Origin of the sequence: Aequoribacter sp., assembly GCF_965659035.1 — a bacterium.
GTDB lineage: Bacteria > Pseudomonadota > Gammaproteobacteria > Pseudomonadales > Halieaceae > Aequoribacter.
In genome coordinates this window covers 80,880-98,425 of sequence record NZ_CBFHWH010000001.1, presented here as the reverse complement: position 1 = coordinate 98,425, position 17,546 = coordinate 80,880, and the positions used below count along the sequence as shown (strand labels likewise).

13 protein-coding genes are annotated in these 17,546 nt (G+C 53.2%); 10 read left to right on the top strand and 3 right to left on the bottom strand.

Features of this window, described 5'->3' with window-relative positions; translation table 11 throughout:
• The first annotated feature begins 93 nt into the window (after positions 1 to 93).
• Positions 94 to 1,659 carry an acyl-CoA synthetase gene (locus ACTF5Z_RS00450; protein WP_438984064.1) on the top strand — a complete coding sequence of 522 codons (1,566 nt, stop codon included), beginning with the start codon at positions 94 to 96 and terminating at the stop codon, positions 1,657 to 1,659.
• Positions 1,660 to 1,671: 12 nt separating this feature from the next.
• Positions 1,672 to 3,189 carry a DUF3336 domain-containing protein gene (locus tag ACTF5Z_RS00445; protein ID WP_438984063.1) on the top strand — a complete coding sequence of 506 codons (1,518 nt, stop codon included), beginning with the start codon at positions 1,672 to 1,674 and terminating at the stop codon, positions 3,187 to 3,189.
• 1 nt (position 3,190) lies between these two features.
• Here the strand turns inward: ACTF5Z_RS00445 and ACTF5Z_RS00440 are convergent, their stop codons facing one another.
• Entirely contained in the window at positions 3,191 to 4,210 is a 1,020-nt protein-coding gene (locus ACTF5Z_RS00440) for a phosphotransferase family protein (protein ID WP_438984062.1), read from the bottom strand.
• 137 nt (positions 4,211 to 4,347) lie between these two features.
• Here ACTF5Z_RS00440 and ACTF5Z_RS00435 point away from each other — a divergent pair, with 137 nt between their 5' ends.
• Positions 4,348 to 6,042: a class I adenylate-forming enzyme family protein gene (locus tag ACTF5Z_RS00435; protein WP_438984061.1), complete on the top strand. Its 1,695-nt coding sequence runs from the start codon at positions 4,348 to 4,350 to the stop codon at positions 6,040 to 6,042.
• A 7-nt stretch (positions 6,043 to 6,049) separates the two neighbouring features.
• Here ACTF5Z_RS00435 and ACTF5Z_RS00430 read toward each other — a convergent pair whose 3' ends face one another.
• Entirely contained in the window at positions 6,050 to 7,048 is a 999-nt protein-coding gene (locus ACTF5Z_RS00430; protein WP_438984060.1) for an AraC family transcriptional regulator ligand-binding domain-containing protein, read from the bottom strand.
• 123 nt (positions 7,049 to 7,171) lie between these two features.
• Between ACTF5Z_RS00430 and ACTF5Z_RS00425 the strand changes: the two genes are divergently transcribed.
• The 7 genes from ACTF5Z_RS00425 (at position 7,172) to ACTF5Z_RS00395 (ending at position 14,799) form a co-directional block, all read left to right on the top strand.
• On the top strand, positions 7,172 to 8,347 hold the full coding sequence (locus tag ACTF5Z_RS00425) for an acyl-CoA dehydrogenase family protein (RefSeq protein ID WP_438984059.1): 1,176 nt from the start codon (positions 7,172 to 7,174) through the stop codon (positions 8,345 to 8,347).
• A 127-nt stretch (positions 8,348 to 8,474) separates the two neighbouring features.
• Positions 8,475 to 8,747 (top strand): hypothetical protein, encoded by a 273-nt coding sequence (locus ACTF5Z_RS00420; RefSeq protein WP_438984058.1) that lies wholly within the window; start codon positions 8,475 to 8,477, stop codon positions 8,745 to 8,747.
• The gene (locus ACTF5Z_RS00415; protein WP_438984057.1) at positions 8,735 to 9,868 is read left to right on the top strand and encodes a CaiB/BaiF CoA transferase family protein; all 1,134 of its coding nucleotides are present in this window, start codon (positions 8,735 to 8,737) and stop codon (positions 9,866 to 9,868) included. Before ACTF5Z_RS00420 ends, ACTF5Z_RS00415 begins: the two co-directional genes overlap by 13 nt.
• Positions 9,869 to 9,881: 13 nt before the next feature.
• Positions 9,882 to 10,664 (top strand): enoyl-CoA hydratase/isomerase family protein, encoded by a 783-nt coding sequence (locus ACTF5Z_RS00410; RefSeq protein WP_438984056.1) that lies wholly within the window; start codon positions 9,882 to 9,884, stop codon positions 10,662 to 10,664.
• A complete protein-coding gene (locus ACTF5Z_RS00405; RefSeq protein ID WP_438984055.1) occupies positions 10,665 to 11,438 on the top strand; it encodes an enoyl-CoA hydratase in 774 nt (257 codons plus the stop codon).
• 8 nt (positions 11,439 to 11,446) lie between these two features.
• Positions 11,447 to 12,991, top strand: a complete 1,545-nt coding sequence (locus ACTF5Z_RS00400; RefSeq protein ID WP_438984054.1) for an acyl-CoA carboxylase subunit beta — start codon at positions 11,447 to 11,449, stop codon at positions 12,989 to 12,991.
• Positions 12,991 to 14,799: a DUF3604 domain-containing protein gene (locus ACTF5Z_RS00395; protein ID WP_438984053.1), complete on the top strand. Its 1,809-nt coding sequence runs from the start codon at positions 12,991 to 12,993 to the stop codon at positions 14,797 to 14,799. Before ACTF5Z_RS00400 ends, ACTF5Z_RS00395 begins: the two co-directional genes overlap by 1 nt.
• A gap of 4 nt (positions 14,800 to 14,803) precedes the next feature.
• Here the strand turns inward: ACTF5Z_RS00395 and rapA are convergent, their stop codons facing one another.
• Positions 14,804 to 17,542 (bottom strand): RNA polymerase-associated protein RapA, encoded by a 2,739-nt coding sequence (gene rapA, locus ACTF5Z_RS00390; RefSeq protein ID WP_438984052.1) that lies wholly within the window; start codon positions 17,540 to 17,542, stop codon positions 14,804 to 14,806.
• Positions 17,543 to 17,546 lie beyond the last annotated feature (4 nt).

The following is a 17,546-nucleotide window of genomic DNA, read 5'->3' as shown; positions in this document are numbered from 1 at the left end:
AAGCGCCAGGTTTTAGACAGTACTTGCCGCCAAAATTCGTGACCCTGAGCACTTGTGCTCTCGATCTCTAAGACATTGGATAAGGATAAGATCATGCCGCATATCTCAGTAACCGCTGAACAAACACCGTTAAAGCCAGCCGTCATCATGGCCAACAGTGGCGAAATCACCACCTATCAAGAATTCGATCAGCATTCAAACCAAGTGGCGCAACTGTTCCGTACTCTGGGTGTACACGCGGGCGATCACATAGCGTTGATGATGGAAAACACTGCGCATTTTCTAGAAATTTGCTGGGGTGCTTATCGAAGTGGAGTGATTTTTACGCCGATCAGTACGCATTTAAAGGCGGAAGAAATCGCCTATATACTCGAAAACTGTGAAGCCAAAGTCTTCGTCATTAGTCATCGTTTGCGGGACCAAGCGGCAGATTTGTTGCAGGTCGCCAGTGGTATCGAACACCGCTACATGTTCGGCGGGATAGCAAAAGGCTACGAGTCGTGGGATGAGGTGTTGGATCAAATGCCCCGCGAACCTATCGATGATCAAAGCAAAGGCACGGCCATGCTGTATTCATCGGGTACCACGGGTAAACCAAAAGGTGTGTTGCCGGTAACACCTGATGCGGCCTACGATTCACCGCACCCATTGGGGGCTTCTCTGGGTGTGTTTTTCGGTTTTAGCGACGAAACAACCTATTTAAGCCCCGCGCCTTTGTATCACGCGGCGCCCTTGCACTACAGTATGATGACGCAAGATATGGGCGGCACTGTCGTCGTTATGGAGAAGTTTGACGCAGAGGACGCGCTCTCTGCAATCGAACGCTATGAGGTGACCCACAGCCAATGGGTGCCGATTATGTTTGTGCGTTTGCTGAAACTGCCCGCCGAGATTAGGGCCAAATACGATCTGTCGACGCATCGTTTTGCAATTCATGCCGCCGCGCCGTGCCCGGTTGAGATCAAGCAGCAAATGATCGACTGGTGGGGGCCCATCATTAACGAGTATTACGCCGCGAGTGAGAGTATTGGGGCGACGTTGATTACATCCCCTGAGTGGCTCGAGCATAAAGGCTCGGTGGGGCGTGTCACCGCAGGTAAGCTACACATTCTGGATGACGACGGCAACGAATTACCTGTGGGTGAGGTTGGTACGGTGTATTTTGAGGCTGCAGCTACGTTGGGAGCGCGCTTTGAATACTACAAGGAACCCGAAAAAACAGCCGAGGCGTATTTGAACGACGCGTTGGCGACCACAGGTGACGTGGGTTACGTCGATGAGGAAGGCTATTTGTATCTTACCGATCGTAAACACTTCACCGTTATCAGCGGTGGCGTAAATATTTATCCCCAAGAGATCGAGAATATCCTTATCAATCATGACTTGGTCGCAGATGTGGCGGTCTTTGGTGTGCCCGATGAAGAGTTTGGGGAGCGGGTGCACGCAGTCGTTGAGCCCGAAAATTGGGTCGACGCTACAGACGAGGTCGCCATCGAGCTGGTAGAGTGGCTGAAGGAACGTTTGTCGTCGATAAAAGTGCCCAAGGCTATCGATTTTACGGAGAAGTTGCCACGTATGGATAACGGTAAACTGTACAAACGTCATTTGGTTGATGCCTACAAGGCAGCGGCTAGAGCAGACGATACCAAAGCCAAATAGAGCGAGAAGAGTATGTCGAAAATAACTGAGCTGAAGGCGCAAGAAGAGGCTCTTGCCACCGCACTGAGCTATCCCGAATGGAGGAGCGCGGCGCAACAGCACGATGAGCTATCTGGCGCTTTGCGGTGGCGTCAGCGCGATCAGTCAAGTTTGTACGACTACGCTCAAATTCGGTTGCGACTGGATCGACTGCGCGCCTTACGCGTCAAGCAAGATTATCACGGTTTGCTTTTTACTCTAAATGAAGGCATCCATGGCAATATGGGGGGGATGGGGCGCAACACCCTATATCAGCGTTCTAAGTTTGGCACCAAAACGCTTATCGAGCAGTACATAGAAGAAATCAGCGACGCCCTTGTCACGCTTGCTGAACTCGATGATTCGGTGATCAGCGTGGAAGAAAAGCTCGATTTCTTTTACCGCGCCAACATTTGCTATGGACGCTCTGCTCTGATGCTCAGCGGTGGCGGCGTGCTAGGTTTTTACCACATAGGGGTTGTGAAAACACTGCTAGATCAAGGTTTGCTGCCACGGGTCATATCGGGGTCAAGTGCGGGGTCTTTGGTTGCGGGTATTGTGGGCACACACGACGACAAGGCCTTAGAGCACTTCTATGATCCAACGTTGATTCGAAATGAGGCGGAAAGAGAGGCCGGTGTGCTCGCTCGTCTGTTCGGCGGTGGTGCGAGCATCGATATTAGTGAGCTCCGCGACATTATTGCGCGTCTGATTCCCGATATGACGTTTCAGGAAGCCTACCATTTGACCGGGCGGCAAATAAGTATCACGGTAGCGCCAGCAGAGCCGCATCAGCGGTCGCGGCTGTTAAATGCCATTACGTCACCCAATGTGTTTATCCGGTCTGCGGTTGAGGCTTCTTGCGCTGTGCCGGGCGTTTTTCCGCCTGTAATGCTGATGGCTAAGAATGTGCACGGAGAGGCACAACCCTACCTGCCGTCGCGGCGCTGGGTAGATGGTTCCATAGCGGACGATTTGCCCGCTAAGCGACTGTCGCGTCTGTACAGCACCAATCATTTTATTGTGAGCATGATCAATCCCTTGGTGACGCCGTTCCTAAAACTGCGAGGGCCAGAGGATCGCTCACGGTTGCGAAAAGCGCTGGGCGATTTGGGTGTTGGAGTGTCGCGTGAAGTCTTAAATTTTTATCGCGGCATTGTGCAGAAAGAGGGCGATCGCTGGCCGCGTTTAAATTTGTTGGTTAATGGTGTCCACAGTCTGATCGACCAAGATTACAGCGGCGACGTTAACATCGTTCCAAAATTTCAGTGGCGGAACCCTGCTAAGCTGTTGGCTCATATGTCTGAGCAAGAACTGTTGGAGTTGATGCAGGCCGGAGAGCAAGCCACATTCCCCCACGTGGAAACCATCCGCACTTGCACGCGGATATCTCGAGTGATGGAGCAAATCCTGGAGCGCTTTGAGTCAGGCGATCTCAAACCCAAAGTGCTCGTGAAAAGGCCCAGAATGGCGCGGCGTCGCCCCGCGCCTCGAGTCATTAAAGCCGCTTAAGTTAGGGAATTAAACTCACGCCCATGGCCGCCAGTGGGTAAACCAAATCGCCTCTGGCGTCGGCTTCGGCGCTTGAGGCCGTGCCAATCTGAGCCCGTTTTCGAATACCTTGAACAATGGCCGCGAGGCGAAAAAGAGAGAAGATCAAATAAAAATTCCAGTGTTGAATCTCTGTTCTACCCGTGCGTTCGCAGTACTTAGCAATGTACTCGTCGTTGCTTGGAATGCCCAAGGAAACGCGGTCAACATCACTCAAGCCGCGCATGCTGCCCTCTGAGGGTAGCATCCAAGCCATGCACTGGTTTGCCAGGTCTGCGATGGGGTTGCCCAGGGTGGATAGCTCCCAGTCGAGTAAAGCAATGACCTGCGGCTTGTCGTGCGCAAACATCATGTTATCTAAGCGGTAGTCACCATGAACGAGTGATACTGAACCATCGTCGGCAGGCATGTTGTCGACCAGATACTTCATTAAGGTTTCCATGTCGGCGATCGTATCGATTTCCGATGCTCGGTACTGCTTGGTCCAACGGATGACCTGGCGCTCGAAGTAATTTCCGGGGCGTCCGTAATCGCCTAAACCTACCGCCTCAACGTTGACGTTGTGTAAGGCCGCCAGAGTGGCGTTCATCGAGTCGTAAATACCCGCTCGTTCTTCGGGTGTTTTAATTTCGGGAAGAGTGGGATCCCACAGAATTCGCCCTTCTTTGTATTCCATAACATAGAACATAGAGCCAATAATAGAGTCGTCTTCGCACAAGACATACGTGCGTGGGACCGGCACGTCAGTATCAGCCAAGGCACTGATCACTCGGAACTCGCGATCGACCGCGTGCGCCGACTTTAAGAGCTCGCCTTTGGGTTTGCGACGCAACACAAAATGCTGCTCGCCACTGGTCAACTTGAAAGTTGGGTTGGACTGGCCTCCCGCAAACTTTGCGGCTTGGAGTTCGTCGCCCAGCCCTGGAATGTAATCTTTTAAATACGCGCCCAAGCGTTTTGTATCGATATCGTGGTTGCTCATACCGTTTCCTATTGTTATGCGAGGGCCGAGTTTAGCATTGATTTGTGGTGCTTGGTAAAGTGCGAATTCGGCCCAGGGGCATTGCAGGGGCGGGAGGGTGCAGGTATGCTCGCTGACAATAAAAAGAGGAGGTAATCGTGTTTGATGTCTTAAATACTGTCTGGGAAGAAATGGTTGCCGAGGGTAGCCCCTTTGAAATTGTTAACCGTGAAATCCACGGTGTGCTGCAGCGAGACTTTAAAACGGCACCCCCCAACTTGGCTGCGTTTTGGCAGGCAACCGAGGCGCACGGTGAGCGTGATTACTTGGTCTACGAGAACGAGAGAATTACCTATGCGCAGGCTCACCAGATTACACGCTCGATAGCCCAGTATCTTCACCAAAACGGAGTCAAACAGGGCGATCGCGTTGCGATTGCAATGCGTAATTATCCCGAATACATGCTGATTTACTGGGCGATAGTGTCCATGGGCGCGAGCGTCGTTGGTATGAATGCCTGGTGGGTCGACGACGAGATGGTCTACGCGCTAAACGATGCGAAACCCGTATTTGCATTTATGGATAAAGAGCGCTTGGAACGTTTCGAGCGCATTCGCAGCCAGTTTCCCGATTTGCAGGTGGTGGCTGTCCGTGTTGCCGATGCTGATCTCGGGTGCGCCAACTCTTACAGTGAGGTATTAACTGCGGATTCAATTTGGCCAGAGGCGTCACTCGATAGTGATCAAGACGCTTGTATATTCTACACCTCTGGTACGACGGGGCGCCCCAAAGGTGCTCAATTAACGCACCGCAGCTGCATCGCGAACGCGTTGAATATGGTATTCATGACAGGTGTTCAGGGCGAGGCTTTACGCCGCATCGCGGGTGCACCGCCCAGCACGCCGTCGCCGCCTCCCGTCGCATTGGTCGCCACGCCGTTGTTTCATGTGACCGCCAATAATTGCGTCGCGTACTTGGCAACGCTCGCTGGAGGTACACTCGTACACATGTACAAGTGGGATGTGGTCGAAGCGATGCGTCTGATAGAGGCCGAAAAAGTGACCGCCCTCAGTGCGGTGCCCGTGATGTCACGTGAGATTATCTTGCATCCTGATTTTCATAAGTACGATTTAAGCAGCTTGACCACGATGGGTGGCGGCGGTGCCGCCTTGCAACCTGATTTGGTGCACAAAATCGATAAAGAGATGGCCACTGCGAAACCCAATACGGGTTATGGTATGACCGAGACTTCGGGCATCATTACCTCCATGGGTGCTGAATTCTTTGTCGCTAAGCCCGCGAGTTGCGGCAGAGCGGTGCCGACTCTAGAGGCAAAATGCGTGAATGAGGCGGGCGAGACCGCAGCCCCCGGCGTAGTCGGTGAATTGTGGGTGCGCGGTGCGAACGTCATCAAAGGCTACCTGAACCGTCCCGAAGCCACAGCCGAGTCCATTACCGATGGCTGGCTACACACGGGCGACGTAGCGTACATCGACGAGGATGGCTGCATTTTTTTGGTGGATCGCGCCAAAGACATGGTGATTCGCGGTGGCGAAAACGTGTACTGCGCCGAAGTAGAGAACGCTGTGTTCTCGCATGATGCGGTTGCAGAGTGCGCTGTGTTTGCGGTTCCTGATGAGCGCCTAGGTGAAGAGGTGGGTGCCGCGGTTTACGTGCGTCCCGGACACGCTGTGGGTGCCGATGAGCTAAAGGCCCACGTCGCGTCTCAGTTGGCACCTTTTAAAGTGCCCAGACATGTCTGGTTTGTGTCCGACCCCTTGCCGCGCAACGCCAATGGTAAGTTCGTGAAGCGCACGCTGCAGGAAACTTTGGCCTTAGCAGACGCTCAGTAGCTGTGCACTATAACCCCTTACGATAGGTGTAAGGGGTGACTCCAGTCCAGGTTTTGAACGCTCGTATAAACGCACTGGATTCCGAGAATCCGGTGCGGTAAGCGATTTCCTCGATCGATAAGCCCTGTTTTCCCAATAAGTGGAGCGCATAGTCGCGCCGCATAAAGGCTTTGATTTCGCTAAACGAGGTGCCCTCGGAGTCTAGTCTTCGGCGTAATGTTTGGGTGTGAATGCCCAGCTCCAATGCGACTTTTTCCAGCTCTGGCGGTTGGTCTATGCTGCGTCGAAGAATACCGTAGACTTTTCCCGCCCAGCCGCTCGCGGCGTGGCTTTGCGTAAGCATGATCAGATTAGGGTGTCTGGAGTAATGCCGAAGAGATAGTGGTGTCTGTTCGATGTTTGCCAGTAAAGCCTTACGGCTCAACACCAGGGTGGATGATTCGGCGAAGCTTACGGTCGCGCCCAAAAACATACGGCGGTAATCCTGCTGGGAGAAGCGTTGTGGGGCCAGCAAACAGACTTTGTGAATCGGGACAAACGCGTTCCCAAGCCAGCTGAGATAGCGATGACAATTAAACAAAAACGTATGATCCAAGAAGTTTCTGTTCGGGGAAGACGATAAATGTCGCAGCGTAATCGCCGTATCTTTGGCGCTACTTCGCGTGTCGCACTGGATGTCAAAATCAAATAATTGATAAAACTGGCAGAGTCGCTCGACCGCCTCAAGTAGGGTACCCGCACCGATCGTGGCATGACACATCATCGCCCAAGTACCAAGGGGTAGAGGTCTTACATGATATCCCAGACTTTCGTCGTTCATAGCGCGCATCGTGTGGGTTTGTAAATCTGCAAAGCGCTCCATAGAGATACGTGCGTCGGGTTCTAGCAACAGTCTTGGGGATATCCGGTTTTTGATCAGGAGCTGGTTTGGGTCAAGCCCGGCTGCGACCGCGTTAGCGAGCGTTGCGTGAACAAAATCCACCGATATAGAGAGCTTTCTGAGCATGCTTTGAACTTTTTCTGAGGCAGTTTGTTAGTTTATGTCAATTTACCTGTATTTCTTTGTCATTGCAGGCTTTTGTTGTGTTTCTTATTGTCGCTGTCTGAAACTAATCCTCGAGGACCCAATATGTTACCCAGAGCTTTTACCGAAGAGCAGCAGATGTTTCGTGATGCCTATCGAAAATTTTTGGCAGCAGAAATCGTACCCCACATGGAATCGTGGCGAGATCAGGGCCGAGTCGATCGCTCAGCGTTTGAGGCCGCGGGGGCACAAGGTTTTTTGATGGTTTGGCCAGACGAGGCTTATGGGGGAATGGGCGACGATGATTTTCGCTTCGAGCAAGTCATTATTGAAGAAACCGCCTATGCACGTTGCGGCGATTGGTACAACACCTTGCATTCGCGCTTGGTGGGCCCGTACTTGACTCGATTTGGCAATGAAGAACAGCGTCAGCGATTCTTGCCCAAAGCGGTTCTAGGGCAGTGCATCATGGCGATCGCGATGACTGAGCCCGATGCCGGTAGCGACTTGGCGGGCATGAGAACGACTGCGGTAGAGCATGATGATCACTGGGTCTTGAATGGCTCCAAAACCTACATCTCGAACGGGATAAACGCTGACTTAGTATTCGTCGCGGCCAAAACTGATCCAGAGAATAATCCTCACCACATGACCATTTTCATGGTTGAGCGGGGTATGGAGGGTTTTGAGCGAGGACGAAATCTGAAAAAGATGGGCTTGAAAGCCCAGGATACCGCCGAGTTATTTTTCAATGATGTGAAGATACCTAAGGCCAACGTACTAGGCGAGGCGGGTCGGGGGTTTATCTATTTGATGGAAGGGCTGGCGGAAGAACGTTTGATTGGCGCGGTGGGCTATTTGGCTGCGGCGCAATTGTCTTGGGATCTGACCTACGATTATGTGAGACAGCGTAAAGTATTTGGTAAGCCTCTTGCTGCTCATCAGAATACCCAATTCAAAATGGCGGAAATGCGAACAGAATTAGACCTGGCACAGAGCTATGTTGACCAGTGCGTTGCCGCGTTTAACGCGGGGCAATTGAGTGCTGTAGATGCTGCAAAAGCAAAATTGGTGACCAGTGAACTCCAGGTGTCGGCGGCTGACTTGGGTGTGCAGATGCACGGTGGTGCGGGCTACATGGACGAATACCCTATCAGCCGTCAGTTTACCGATGCTCGGATCTCGCCGATCTACGCCGGCACCTCGGAAGTTATGAAGATTATCATCTCTCGTGACTGCCTGTCGGATGACTACGTGCCCTTCAACACGCGCAATTTCTAAAGAGCTTGGAGTTCACGATGGCGTTATGCGGCAAGACTGCCATCATCACAGGAGGGGCTTTGGGGCTGAGGAGAGGAACGGTAGGGACCTGTGAGCTTGCACCGCGACCAATGGTGGCGTTGTCGGTATGACCTTACCTGCCGCTCGTGACTTGGCAGCGTGCGGGATTTGGGGTAGCACCGTGGTGTTAGGCTTAATTCATACCTCCTTGTTTGAAGCGCTTCCCGGACAGGCTTATCAATCTTTAAAAACGAGCGTGTGTTATCCTCAGCGCTTGGGTAAAGCAGAAGACATTGCCTATTTATCAGTATTTGCTGCAAAAAATGATTACAAGAATGCACTCGCCTCGATGGTGCTATCCGAGTGCAAGCTCGATAAGGAGAACTTATGGGACCTTTGAATGGGTTTACGGTCTTAGAATTAGGTGGCATTGGCCCTGCGCCGATGGGCGGAATGATTCTGGCCGATATGGGTGCGGAAGTGATTAGGATTGACCGCAAAGGCGGCATGGATCCGCGCATCATGAAAGATGTGAGTGCACGCGGTAAAAAGTCGATCGTAGTTAACCTGAAAACACAAGAAGGGGTCGAGACCTTTTTGCGTTTGGTTGAAAACGCAGATGTGGTGATCGATCCCTATCGTCCGGGGGTTTGCGAGAAATTAGGCATTGGTCCCGACGTCTGCATGGCGCGGAACCCTAAGTTAATTTTTGCTCGCATGACAGGCTGGGGGCAAGAGGGTCCTATGGCACAAGCTGCAGGGCACGACATTAACTACATCTCTCTGACCGGAGCGCTGTTTGCTACTGGGAGACGTGGAGAGCGTCCCGTGCCCGCCTTGAATCTCATTGGCGATATGGGCGGTGGCGGTATGCTTTTGGTTAATGGTGTGCTGGCCGCCTTGCTGGAAGCTTCACAGTCGGGTAAGGGGCAAGTGCTAGATGTTGCAATGGTCGACGGTGCGGCACAGTTGATGTGGATGATGCACGGCTTCGAAGCCGTGGGAGCATGGGATGCGAGGCAACGCGAGGCGAATATGCTCGATGGTGCGGCGCATTTCTACGACACCTACGAGTGTGCCTGCGGTGGTTATGTGTCGATTGGCTCTATCGAGCCGCAGTTTTATGCTCTGCTAATTGAGTTGGCTCAATTGGACAAGGCCACGTATGCGGATCAGAATAACCAAGCGTTGTGGCCTGAGCTGAAAGCTAAGCTCACCGAAGTCTTTAAGGCAAAAACGCGCGATGAGTGGTGCGCGATTATGGAGGGCACGGATGTATGCTTCGCACCGGTGCTTAGCTTCAAGGAAGCTCCATCTCACCCAGCGAACATCGCTCGGAATGTGTATCAAGAAGTTGATGGGGTGGTGCAGCCGTCTCCCGCGCCGCGTTTTTCACGCACACCGTCAGAGATTCGTCATGGCGCTCATGGCATCGGTGAAGACACCGTCTCGGTGCTGCAGGCCATGGGTTTTGCTGCCGACGAAATCGAGCAGCTTCAAAATAACAACAGCGTAGCCTAAAAGGGAATTTATTATGGCCGAATACACAGCAGTTACCGTAGAGCGGTTTGACCATGTCGCGCGAGTTACGATGAATCGACCGGATCAGCTGAATGCATTTAATGCCGATTTGCGTTCAGACCTATTAAAGGCGATCCGCGAGGTTAACGAGGATGACAGCATTCGTGTTGTAATACTCACGGGTGCCGGGCGCGCCTTCTGCGCGGGAGCGGACTTAAGCGAACAGGTGCCTGCGGGCTCCCGCGTTGACGACCAATTGAATCATGAATACAAACCCGCTCTGCTGGGTATCACCGAAGCATCTAAGCCTTGGATCAGCGCTGTCAATGGCGCCGCGGCGGGCATTGGATCAGCTTTTGCTATGGCGTGTGACTTGTCCATAATGGGTGAGAATGCGTTTCTGTACCAAGCGTTTACCGCGATCGGGCTGGTGCCCGATGGTGGTTCAACCTGGTTGCTGGCTCGTGCTGTAGGGCGTAAGTTGGCGTATCAGCTGATGATTGAGGGCACCCGAATCACGGGTGATCGTGCGCTTGAGCTGGGTCTGGTGAATAAAGTGGTGGCCGATGATGCCCTCCAAGACGCGGCCTTAGATTGGGCTAAAACTCTGGCAGGTAAGTCGCCCTTATCGTTGTCTTGCACCAAAGAGGCCTTGAACGCTGCGATGGAATGCGACTTCGGTACTGCGATCTCGGTGGAAGCAGACTTGCAAATGGTTTGTGTGGCGAGCGAGGATGCGAGAGAGGGCGCTATGGCTTTCTTTGAGCGTCGCGCGCCGGTGTGGAAGGGGCGTTAAATGCCAACGATCTTAATTGATCGTAAAGAAGGGTACGCGGTTTTGACGCTGAATCGCCCCGAGAGCCTCAATGCGCTCAATGCCGAAATGATGACGGAATTGTGTGCGGCACTGCGCATGCTCGAGGACGATGCTGCCTGTTCAGCGATCGTGCTCACCGGTGCCGGACGAGGCTTCTGTGCGGGATTAGATCTTAAGCTATTAAGTCAGCCTGAAGGCATAGCGGCCTTGGATATTTCAGGGGCTAACGACATCCACGAGGCATTTCAGCGCTTTTCTAAGCCCGTCATTATGGCGGTTAATGGTATTGCCGCGACCGGTGGTTTTGAACTTGCCTTGATGGGGGATATCCTCTTGGGTTGTGAAAACACCCGCTTCGCGGATACTCACGCGCGCGTCGGTATCGCCCCGGGTTGGGGCCTTTCCCAAAAGCTCGCGCGAATTATTGGCCCCAGTCGAGCTAAAGAGGCTCACTATACGGGTAACTTCATCAGTGCCCAGCAAGCGTCCGATTGGGGTTTGGTGTCGCGGCTCGTTGCTGCTGACCGACTGCTTGTGGAGGCCGAAAAAATTGCTTCAGACATCCATGAAGCCGACAGGCGAATCGTGGGTGTGGTCAAGCAGATGGTTGATCAGGGCTTGGCTGTTGGGCTCAAAGAGGGGCTTGCTATCGAGCAGGCCCTAATGACGCGAGCCAATAAGAGTGTTCGGGGCGAACTCGTTGCACAACGTCGTCTCGCGGTGCAAGCACGCGGTCGAAATCAAGTGAACTAAGGCGTCTTATGAGCGGTAAAAAATCGACCGAAGTCCGACCAGAACTTGCAGCTCTGCAGGCGCGATTGAATGCGAGCTTAGATGCGGGGCGATCCAAGTCTGTGGCGAGCCGTCATTCTCGAGGGTATCGTACAGCGCGCGAAAATCTTCACGATTTAATTGATCCAGATTCCTGGATCGAGTGGGGGCAACTTGCGATTGCTGCCCAGCGCTCGCGTCGTTCAGTCGATGACTTACGTATTGCGACGGCCGCGGATGGCATTATCACTGGTATGGCGAGTATTAATGCCAGACAGGTAGGGCCTGATTGCGCATCGACAGTGGTTATCGTGAACGACTATACCGTGCTCGCCGGTACCCAAGGCTATTATCATCACCACAAGTTAGATCGCGCGATTGCGCAGGCTAGGCAGCTTAAACTGCCTGTGGTTATGTACACTGAGGGCGGAGGTGGACGGCCTGGCGACGACGATGTGAAAACACAGATTGCTGGTTTGCACCTCGCATCTTTTCGGGATTGGGCGGCCTTAGGGCAGTGTGTGCCTCGTATCACGGTCAATCACGGCTACTGTTTCGCTGGCAATGCAGCCCTATTTGGCTCTGGCGATATTCGCATCGCTACCCGTGCGTCTTGGATCGGTATGGCTGGGCCGGCCATGATCGAGGGCGGTGGTTTAGGACGGTTCGAGCCCACCCAAATTGGCCCGGCCGAACAGCAGTTTAAAAATGGGGTGGTGGATATTCTCGTAGACGATGAGGCGGAAGCTACAGCTGCGGCTAAGCAGGTTTTGAGCTACTTTCAGGGTGCTATTGCGGGGTCTGAGCCCGAGCTGGCTGCCCACACGCTTCGAGATGTAATACCCGAAGATCGGCGCTGGGCTTATCCTGTACGGCAAGTCATCAAGGGTTTGTGTGACAAAGATACGTTTTTTGAAGTGGGACGAGTTTATGGGCGCAGCGTGATCACCGGTTTTATTCGCATCGATGGTGTGCCCATTGGTTTGATTGCAAATGACTGCCAGCAACTGGGTGGCGCTGTGGATGCCCAAGCGGCGGATAAAGCTGCTCGGTGGTATCGTTTGTGCCAACGCTTCAAGCTGCCACTGTTGTCGTTGACAGACACGCCTGGCTTTATGGTGGGCCCCGACAGTGAGGCCCAAGCTGCAGTAACACGAATGGCATCGATGTTTGAGGCCGGTGCGGCCTTCGATCAGCCTCTGGTCGCTTTGTTTTTGCGTAAGGGGTACGGTTTAGGCGCCATGGCCATGACGGGCGGAAGTTTTGCGGCGCCCAGTTATGCGGCAGCTTGGCCAACCGGTGAGTTTGGGGGGATGGGGCTAGAGGGCGCTGTTCGACTTGGCTATCGCAAGGAACTCGAGGCTATACAAGACCCCGCTGAGCGCCAGGCTCGCTTTGACGCTCTGGTCGCGCAGTTATATGACATTGGTAAAGCCACAGAAGCCGCAACACATCTTGAGATTGATGCGGTTATAGACCCGAAAGATACGCGCGCGTTTCTGCTTCGCGCTTTTCGAGCATGCGGAGTACTGTAATGATTTTTGATAACGGGAGCATTTCTCGGGCGGTGCGACGATTAACTCTAGCCAGTGCGCTTGCCTTGGTTGCAAATACGGCATCGGCAAAGGAGTTGCTGTGGGGGGATACCCACCTTCACACCTCTTATTCGTTCGATGCCTATACTAATGGAAATCGCTCGGCGGACCCAAGCACCGCGTACCGATACGCCATGGGCGAGCCAGTGATACATCCCTTCCATCGAGCCCGGGTGCAAATACACACGCCACTCGATTTTTTAGTCGTTAGTGACCACGCCGAGTTTATGGGTGTGATTAAACACGTGTATGAATCCGGTGGAAGCAACGCAAACTTAAGTTGGAGTGACTGGCTTGGTGCTGAGATCACGGCGTGGTTACTTAGACGTTCGGTCGAGAACGACACCAGTTTGCAGTTTTTTGGCGCACTGCTACCTGAACACTCTGATGCTCGCGATGCCGCCAAGATAATGGAGGGGAAGGGCTACAGTACGGGAAGTTTAATGCCCGACATGCCGGTGGTTAGAACCACTGCGTGGGATTCTATAAGTGCGATCGCTGACCGCTACAACAAACCCGGCGAGTTTACTGCGCTCATCGGCTGGGAATGGACGGGAACGCCGGGTGGCGCCAATCTTCACCGTGTTGTTGTATCGGATGCCAATGCCGGACAAGCCTCAAAAATTACGCCGTTTTCGTTTAATGATTCGCCTTTTCCCGAGGATTTATGGCAGTTTTTGGATGCTTCTGAAAGGGAGATCGGCGCTCGATTTGTGTCGATACCGCACAACTCTAACCTTTCCAAGGGTTGGATGTTTGATACGACATCCCTAAGAGGTGCGCCGATTGATGCGGAATATGCCCAGAAGCGCGCCCGTTGGGAACCTATTGCCGAGATTACTCAGATTAAGGGTGACTCAGAGACCCATCCCGATCTGAGCCCCGATGATGCATTTGCAGACTACGAGGAATATCCGCATTACTTGGCTAAGATTGGAGATGTGGAATATAAAGCGACCGAGGGAGATTATCTTCGCAGCGCTCTGAAGCGAGGATTGGCGATTGAGGCACAGGTGGGTGTGAATCCTTACCGGCTCGGTTTCATTGGATCGACTGACTCGCATACCGGTTTGTCGTCAGCTGAAGAGGATAATTTTCATGGCAAAATGGCCTTAGATTCTGTGCCAGAACGCAAACAAGCCATGTGGGGCGACGACGCGGGCCCTAACGGATGGTCAATGTCAGCGGCGGGTCTTGCGGCGGTTTGGGCAGAGTCGAACACCCGCGAGGCAATTATCGATGCCTTTAAACGAAAAGAGGTTTACGCTTCGACAGGACCGCGTATTGCCCTACAAGTTTATGCTTTGGGGGCGGATGCTGAGCTTGATGTCAGGAAGGCCAGTGCGACGGCGAAATTGGCGATTGATGGTGTGCCTATGGGTGCGTCTATTGCCGGAGACGGTAGAAGCCAGTTCCGCTTGGCGGTCTTTGCAAGTCAAGATCCAAAAGATGCAGGGCTACAGCGTTTACAGGTGGTGAAGGGCTGGATCGATGCGCAGGGTGAGACCCATGAACAGGTATACGATGCGCTTGTGAGTGAAACGCCCGGCGGTGCGCCCTACCTAAATACCTTATGGCAGGATCCTGATTTTGATGAATCCCAGACCAGCTTTTACTACGTTCGGGTACTCCAAGTGCCCACGCGCAGGCATTCAAATCTGGATGCTCGAGCGCTTCAAGTTCGCAGTACCGGTCATCCCGATGCGATTCAAGAGCGGGCCTACTCGTCGCCCATTTGGTATCGCTAGAGTCTCAATGGTGGGTTGCAATTAAGCGCAGAGCGTGGATGCTAACCTGTGATTGTGCCAAAGCGGCATAGCCCGTATCCCGTTCCTGTTTGAGTGTCGCCAGGTCGTTATTTCGATGCTCATCTGCTTGGGCAAGGCTGAGTAGCGTGGCGCGCTCAATTTCGGCGTCGATATGGTCGGTGAACGCTTTCTGAGCCTTGATGATAAAGGTATGCGCGAGTGTTTGAGCTTGCTGCTCTGTTTTGCTAATGAGGTCTAACAGCGCTTCTCGTAACTGCTTTATCGCGTTGCCAGCGGCTTTGGCTGGTAAATTCTCAAGCCGCGGATGCAACTTCTCAGGCGGCAGGGCGTCAGCCAAATTACGCCCTTGAACGTCGATGAGTAGTCGGATGGGTGTGCGAGGTAAAAAACGTTTCAAATCCATACGCGACTGCCCCAACACTCGAACGACAGCGACTGCTTCAAGCAGCAGTGTACCCTCGGGTAGATTGGGTAGGCGGAGGCGGGACAGTGCTCCGCTACCGAGCGTATCGGCCTCGAACAATTCCAAGGTCTCTGTGACTAAAGGGTGTTCCCAGGTCAGAAACTCCCAATCTTCACGACTGGCGGCGATCTCACGACTGAAGGTGCCCGTTACTGCGTCGTCCTGAAAGAAGGGGATCAGTGCCTCATGCGTATGCTCGTTAGCTTTAAAAATCCATGTATCTCGATCGAGGGGTTCGATATCTAGGTCAAGCGCATTGCTGGCTAATTCAAGCCACTCCCGAAGCTCGGTCGAATCATCCCAGGCTTTGATTTGCTCGATGTACTGCGTGGCTTTTGTCGAGTCGAGGGAGTGGCGTTCTAATAGTCGGTTACGACCGGCATCAAGCGATGCTTTAAGTTGAGACGTGGCCACAGCGACCCGTTCAATAAAGTCCGTGGTGTTGTTTTGCTCTAGGCAGTAATCTCGAAGCTCTTCGGCGTATTGGTCGTATAGGCGTTGTGCGCCGGCACAATGTTCGGTAAAGACCTCAAGTCCTTGTGCGTACCACTTAAATAGGCGCTCTTGCGCACTTTTGACGACGAAGGGAACATGAATATGGATGGTTTGCTTTTGTCCAATGCGGTCCAACCGCCCAATGCGCTGCTCCAGTAAGTCGGGGGATAGAGGTAGATCAAACAGCACCAGGTGCTGGGAAAATTGGAAGTTCCGGCCTTCGCTACCAATTTCCGAGCAGACTAATACTTGTGCGCCTTGCTCGCTCTCTTGAAAGTAGGCAGCGGCGCGATCTCGTTCGACCAAACTCAGACCCTCGTAGAACGCGGCTGATCGGATTCCCGCGCGCATATGCAGATAATCCTCTAGAGCTGTGGCTACCGAGGCATTACCGCAAATCACCAGCACTTTCTCGGCTTTGTTTGCCTTAAGAAACTGCACCAGCCACGTCACTTTGGGGTGTGCTGGCACCCAGTTATCGTCGGTTTCATAGCGCTCGGGGTAGAGTTGCTGCATTAGGTCATCGCCAGCAATGTCATTTGTCGCGCTTTCCAGCGGGTGGGGATGTAAAGCGCGCGCGGGCAGACCCGCTACCGAGGCTCGAGTATTTCGATACAGACAACGCCCTGTACCGTAAAAATCCAGCAGGTATCGAACCTGCGCTTCCGTCGAGCTCCCGTGAACCGGGAAGGGGAGATCCGCTCCTGTACCAGATTCAATGGATTGAATCGCTTGGTCTATGCGTTGATACTGAGCCTCACTCGTTTGATAGTCACTGAAGCTCGCAAACCGCTGTGGGTCCAGAAGATGCAGGCGTTCGAAATGTGCTTCTTGGCCGAGCTGCTCCGGTGTCGCTGTCAGCAAAAGTAAACCGCGGGCGCGGGCACAAAGCAGGTTTACGCACTGCTTGAGCACCGGTTCTGCATGTTCAAGCTGGTGCGCCTCATCGATCACCACCAGGTCCCAGACCTCTGACACCATCTGCTCGGATAAATGCTCTTGTCTCGCGACCAAGTCTAAGCAAGAGATGACCCATTGAGCTTCTTCAAAGGGGTTGTCGTCGGTATCCATGCGCTCCTGATTCAGAAGGTCGAACCGAAGGTTGAATTTTCGTCGCAATTCCACCAGCCACTGCGCCATCAGTGGTTCTGGTGTTAGCACTAACACACGCTTGGCGCGATGGGTGTGCAGCTGTTGATGGATGATCATGCCGGCTTCAATCGTTTTACCGAGGCCTACTTCATCCGCGAGCATCACTCGGGGTGCGTGGCGGGTGCCGACTTGTTGAGCCAAATACACCTGGTGGGGTAACAACAACGTTCTGGGAGCTAACAGTCCCCGCACCTCGGTTTGATCCAACTGGTGCAGATGTTGCACGGCTTTGTAGCGCGTCTCAAACAGCGTCGCGCTGTCAATTTGTCCGGTTAATAAACGTTGTTGAGGTTGATTAAGTTCAAGTTCAGCTGCCAAGGCAACTTCGCTTACCTCGATCTCATGGCCTTCGCTGGTGGACACTGTATAGACCGCGACGCCCGAATTTTCTGTGACCTTTATTACGGCGTAGACTTGGTTGTCGGCAAGACGAACTTTGTCTCCGATCCTAAAGAGTAGTCGGCTCAGCGGGGCATTGGCGGTGGCATAGGTCCGCTCCTCGTCGACCGCTGGAAACGCGACAGTAACTCTGCGGGCCTGAGTTTCAACGATAATGCCCAAACCCAGCTGTGGATCAAGTTGTGAAAGATATCGTTGTCCAACTGTATACATGGGC

Excerpts from the sequence above, each read along its gene's own strand:
- ACTF5Z_RS00400 (WP_438984054.1), top strand. The coding sequence starts at position 11,447 with ATGAGCGGTAAAAAATCGACCGAAGTCCGACCAGAACTTGCAGCTCTG.
- ACTF5Z_RS00420 (WP_438984058.1), top strand. The coding sequence starts at position 8,475 with ATGACCTTACCTGCCGCTCGTGACTTGGCAGCGTGCGGGATTTGGGGT.
- ACTF5Z_RS00440 (WP_438984062.1), bottom strand. The coding sequence starts at position 4,210 with ATGAGCAACCACGATATCGATACAAAACGCTTGGGCGCGTATTTAAAA.
- ACTF5Z_RS00450 (WP_438984064.1), top strand. The coding sequence starts at position 94 with ATGCCGCATATCTCAGTAACCGCTGAACAAACACCGTTAAAGCCAGCC.
- ACTF5Z_RS00405 (WP_438984055.1), top strand. The coding sequence starts at position 10,665 with ATGCCAACGATCTTAATTGATCGTAAAGAAGGGTACGCGGTTTTGACG.
- ACTF5Z_RS00425 (WP_438984059.1), top strand. The coding sequence starts at position 7,172 with ATGTTACCCAGAGCTTTTACCGAAGAGCAGCAGATGTTTCGTGATGCC.
- ACTF5Z_RS00445 (WP_438984063.1), top strand. The coding sequence starts at position 1,672 with ATGTCGAAAATAACTGAGCTGAAGGCGCAAGAAGAGGCTCTTGCCACC.
- ACTF5Z_RS00415 (WP_438984057.1), top strand. The coding sequence starts at position 8,735 with ATGGGACCTTTGAATGGGTTTACGGTCTTAGAATTAGGTGGCATTGGC.
- rapA (WP_438984052.1), bottom strand. The coding sequence starts at position 17,542 with ATGTATACAGTTGGACAACGATATCTTTCACAACTTGATCCACAGCTG.
- ACTF5Z_RS00430 (WP_438984060.1), bottom strand. The coding sequence starts at position 7,048 with ATGCTCAGAAAGCTCTCTATATCGGTGGATTTTGTTCACGCAACGCTC.
- ACTF5Z_RS00395 (WP_438984053.1), top strand. The coding sequence starts at position 12,991 with ATGATTTTTGATAACGGGAGCATTTCTCGGGCGGTGCGACGATTAACT.
- ACTF5Z_RS00410 (WP_438984056.1), top strand. The coding sequence starts at position 9,882 with ATGGCCGAATACACAGCAGTTACCGTAGAGCGGTTTGACCATGTCGCG.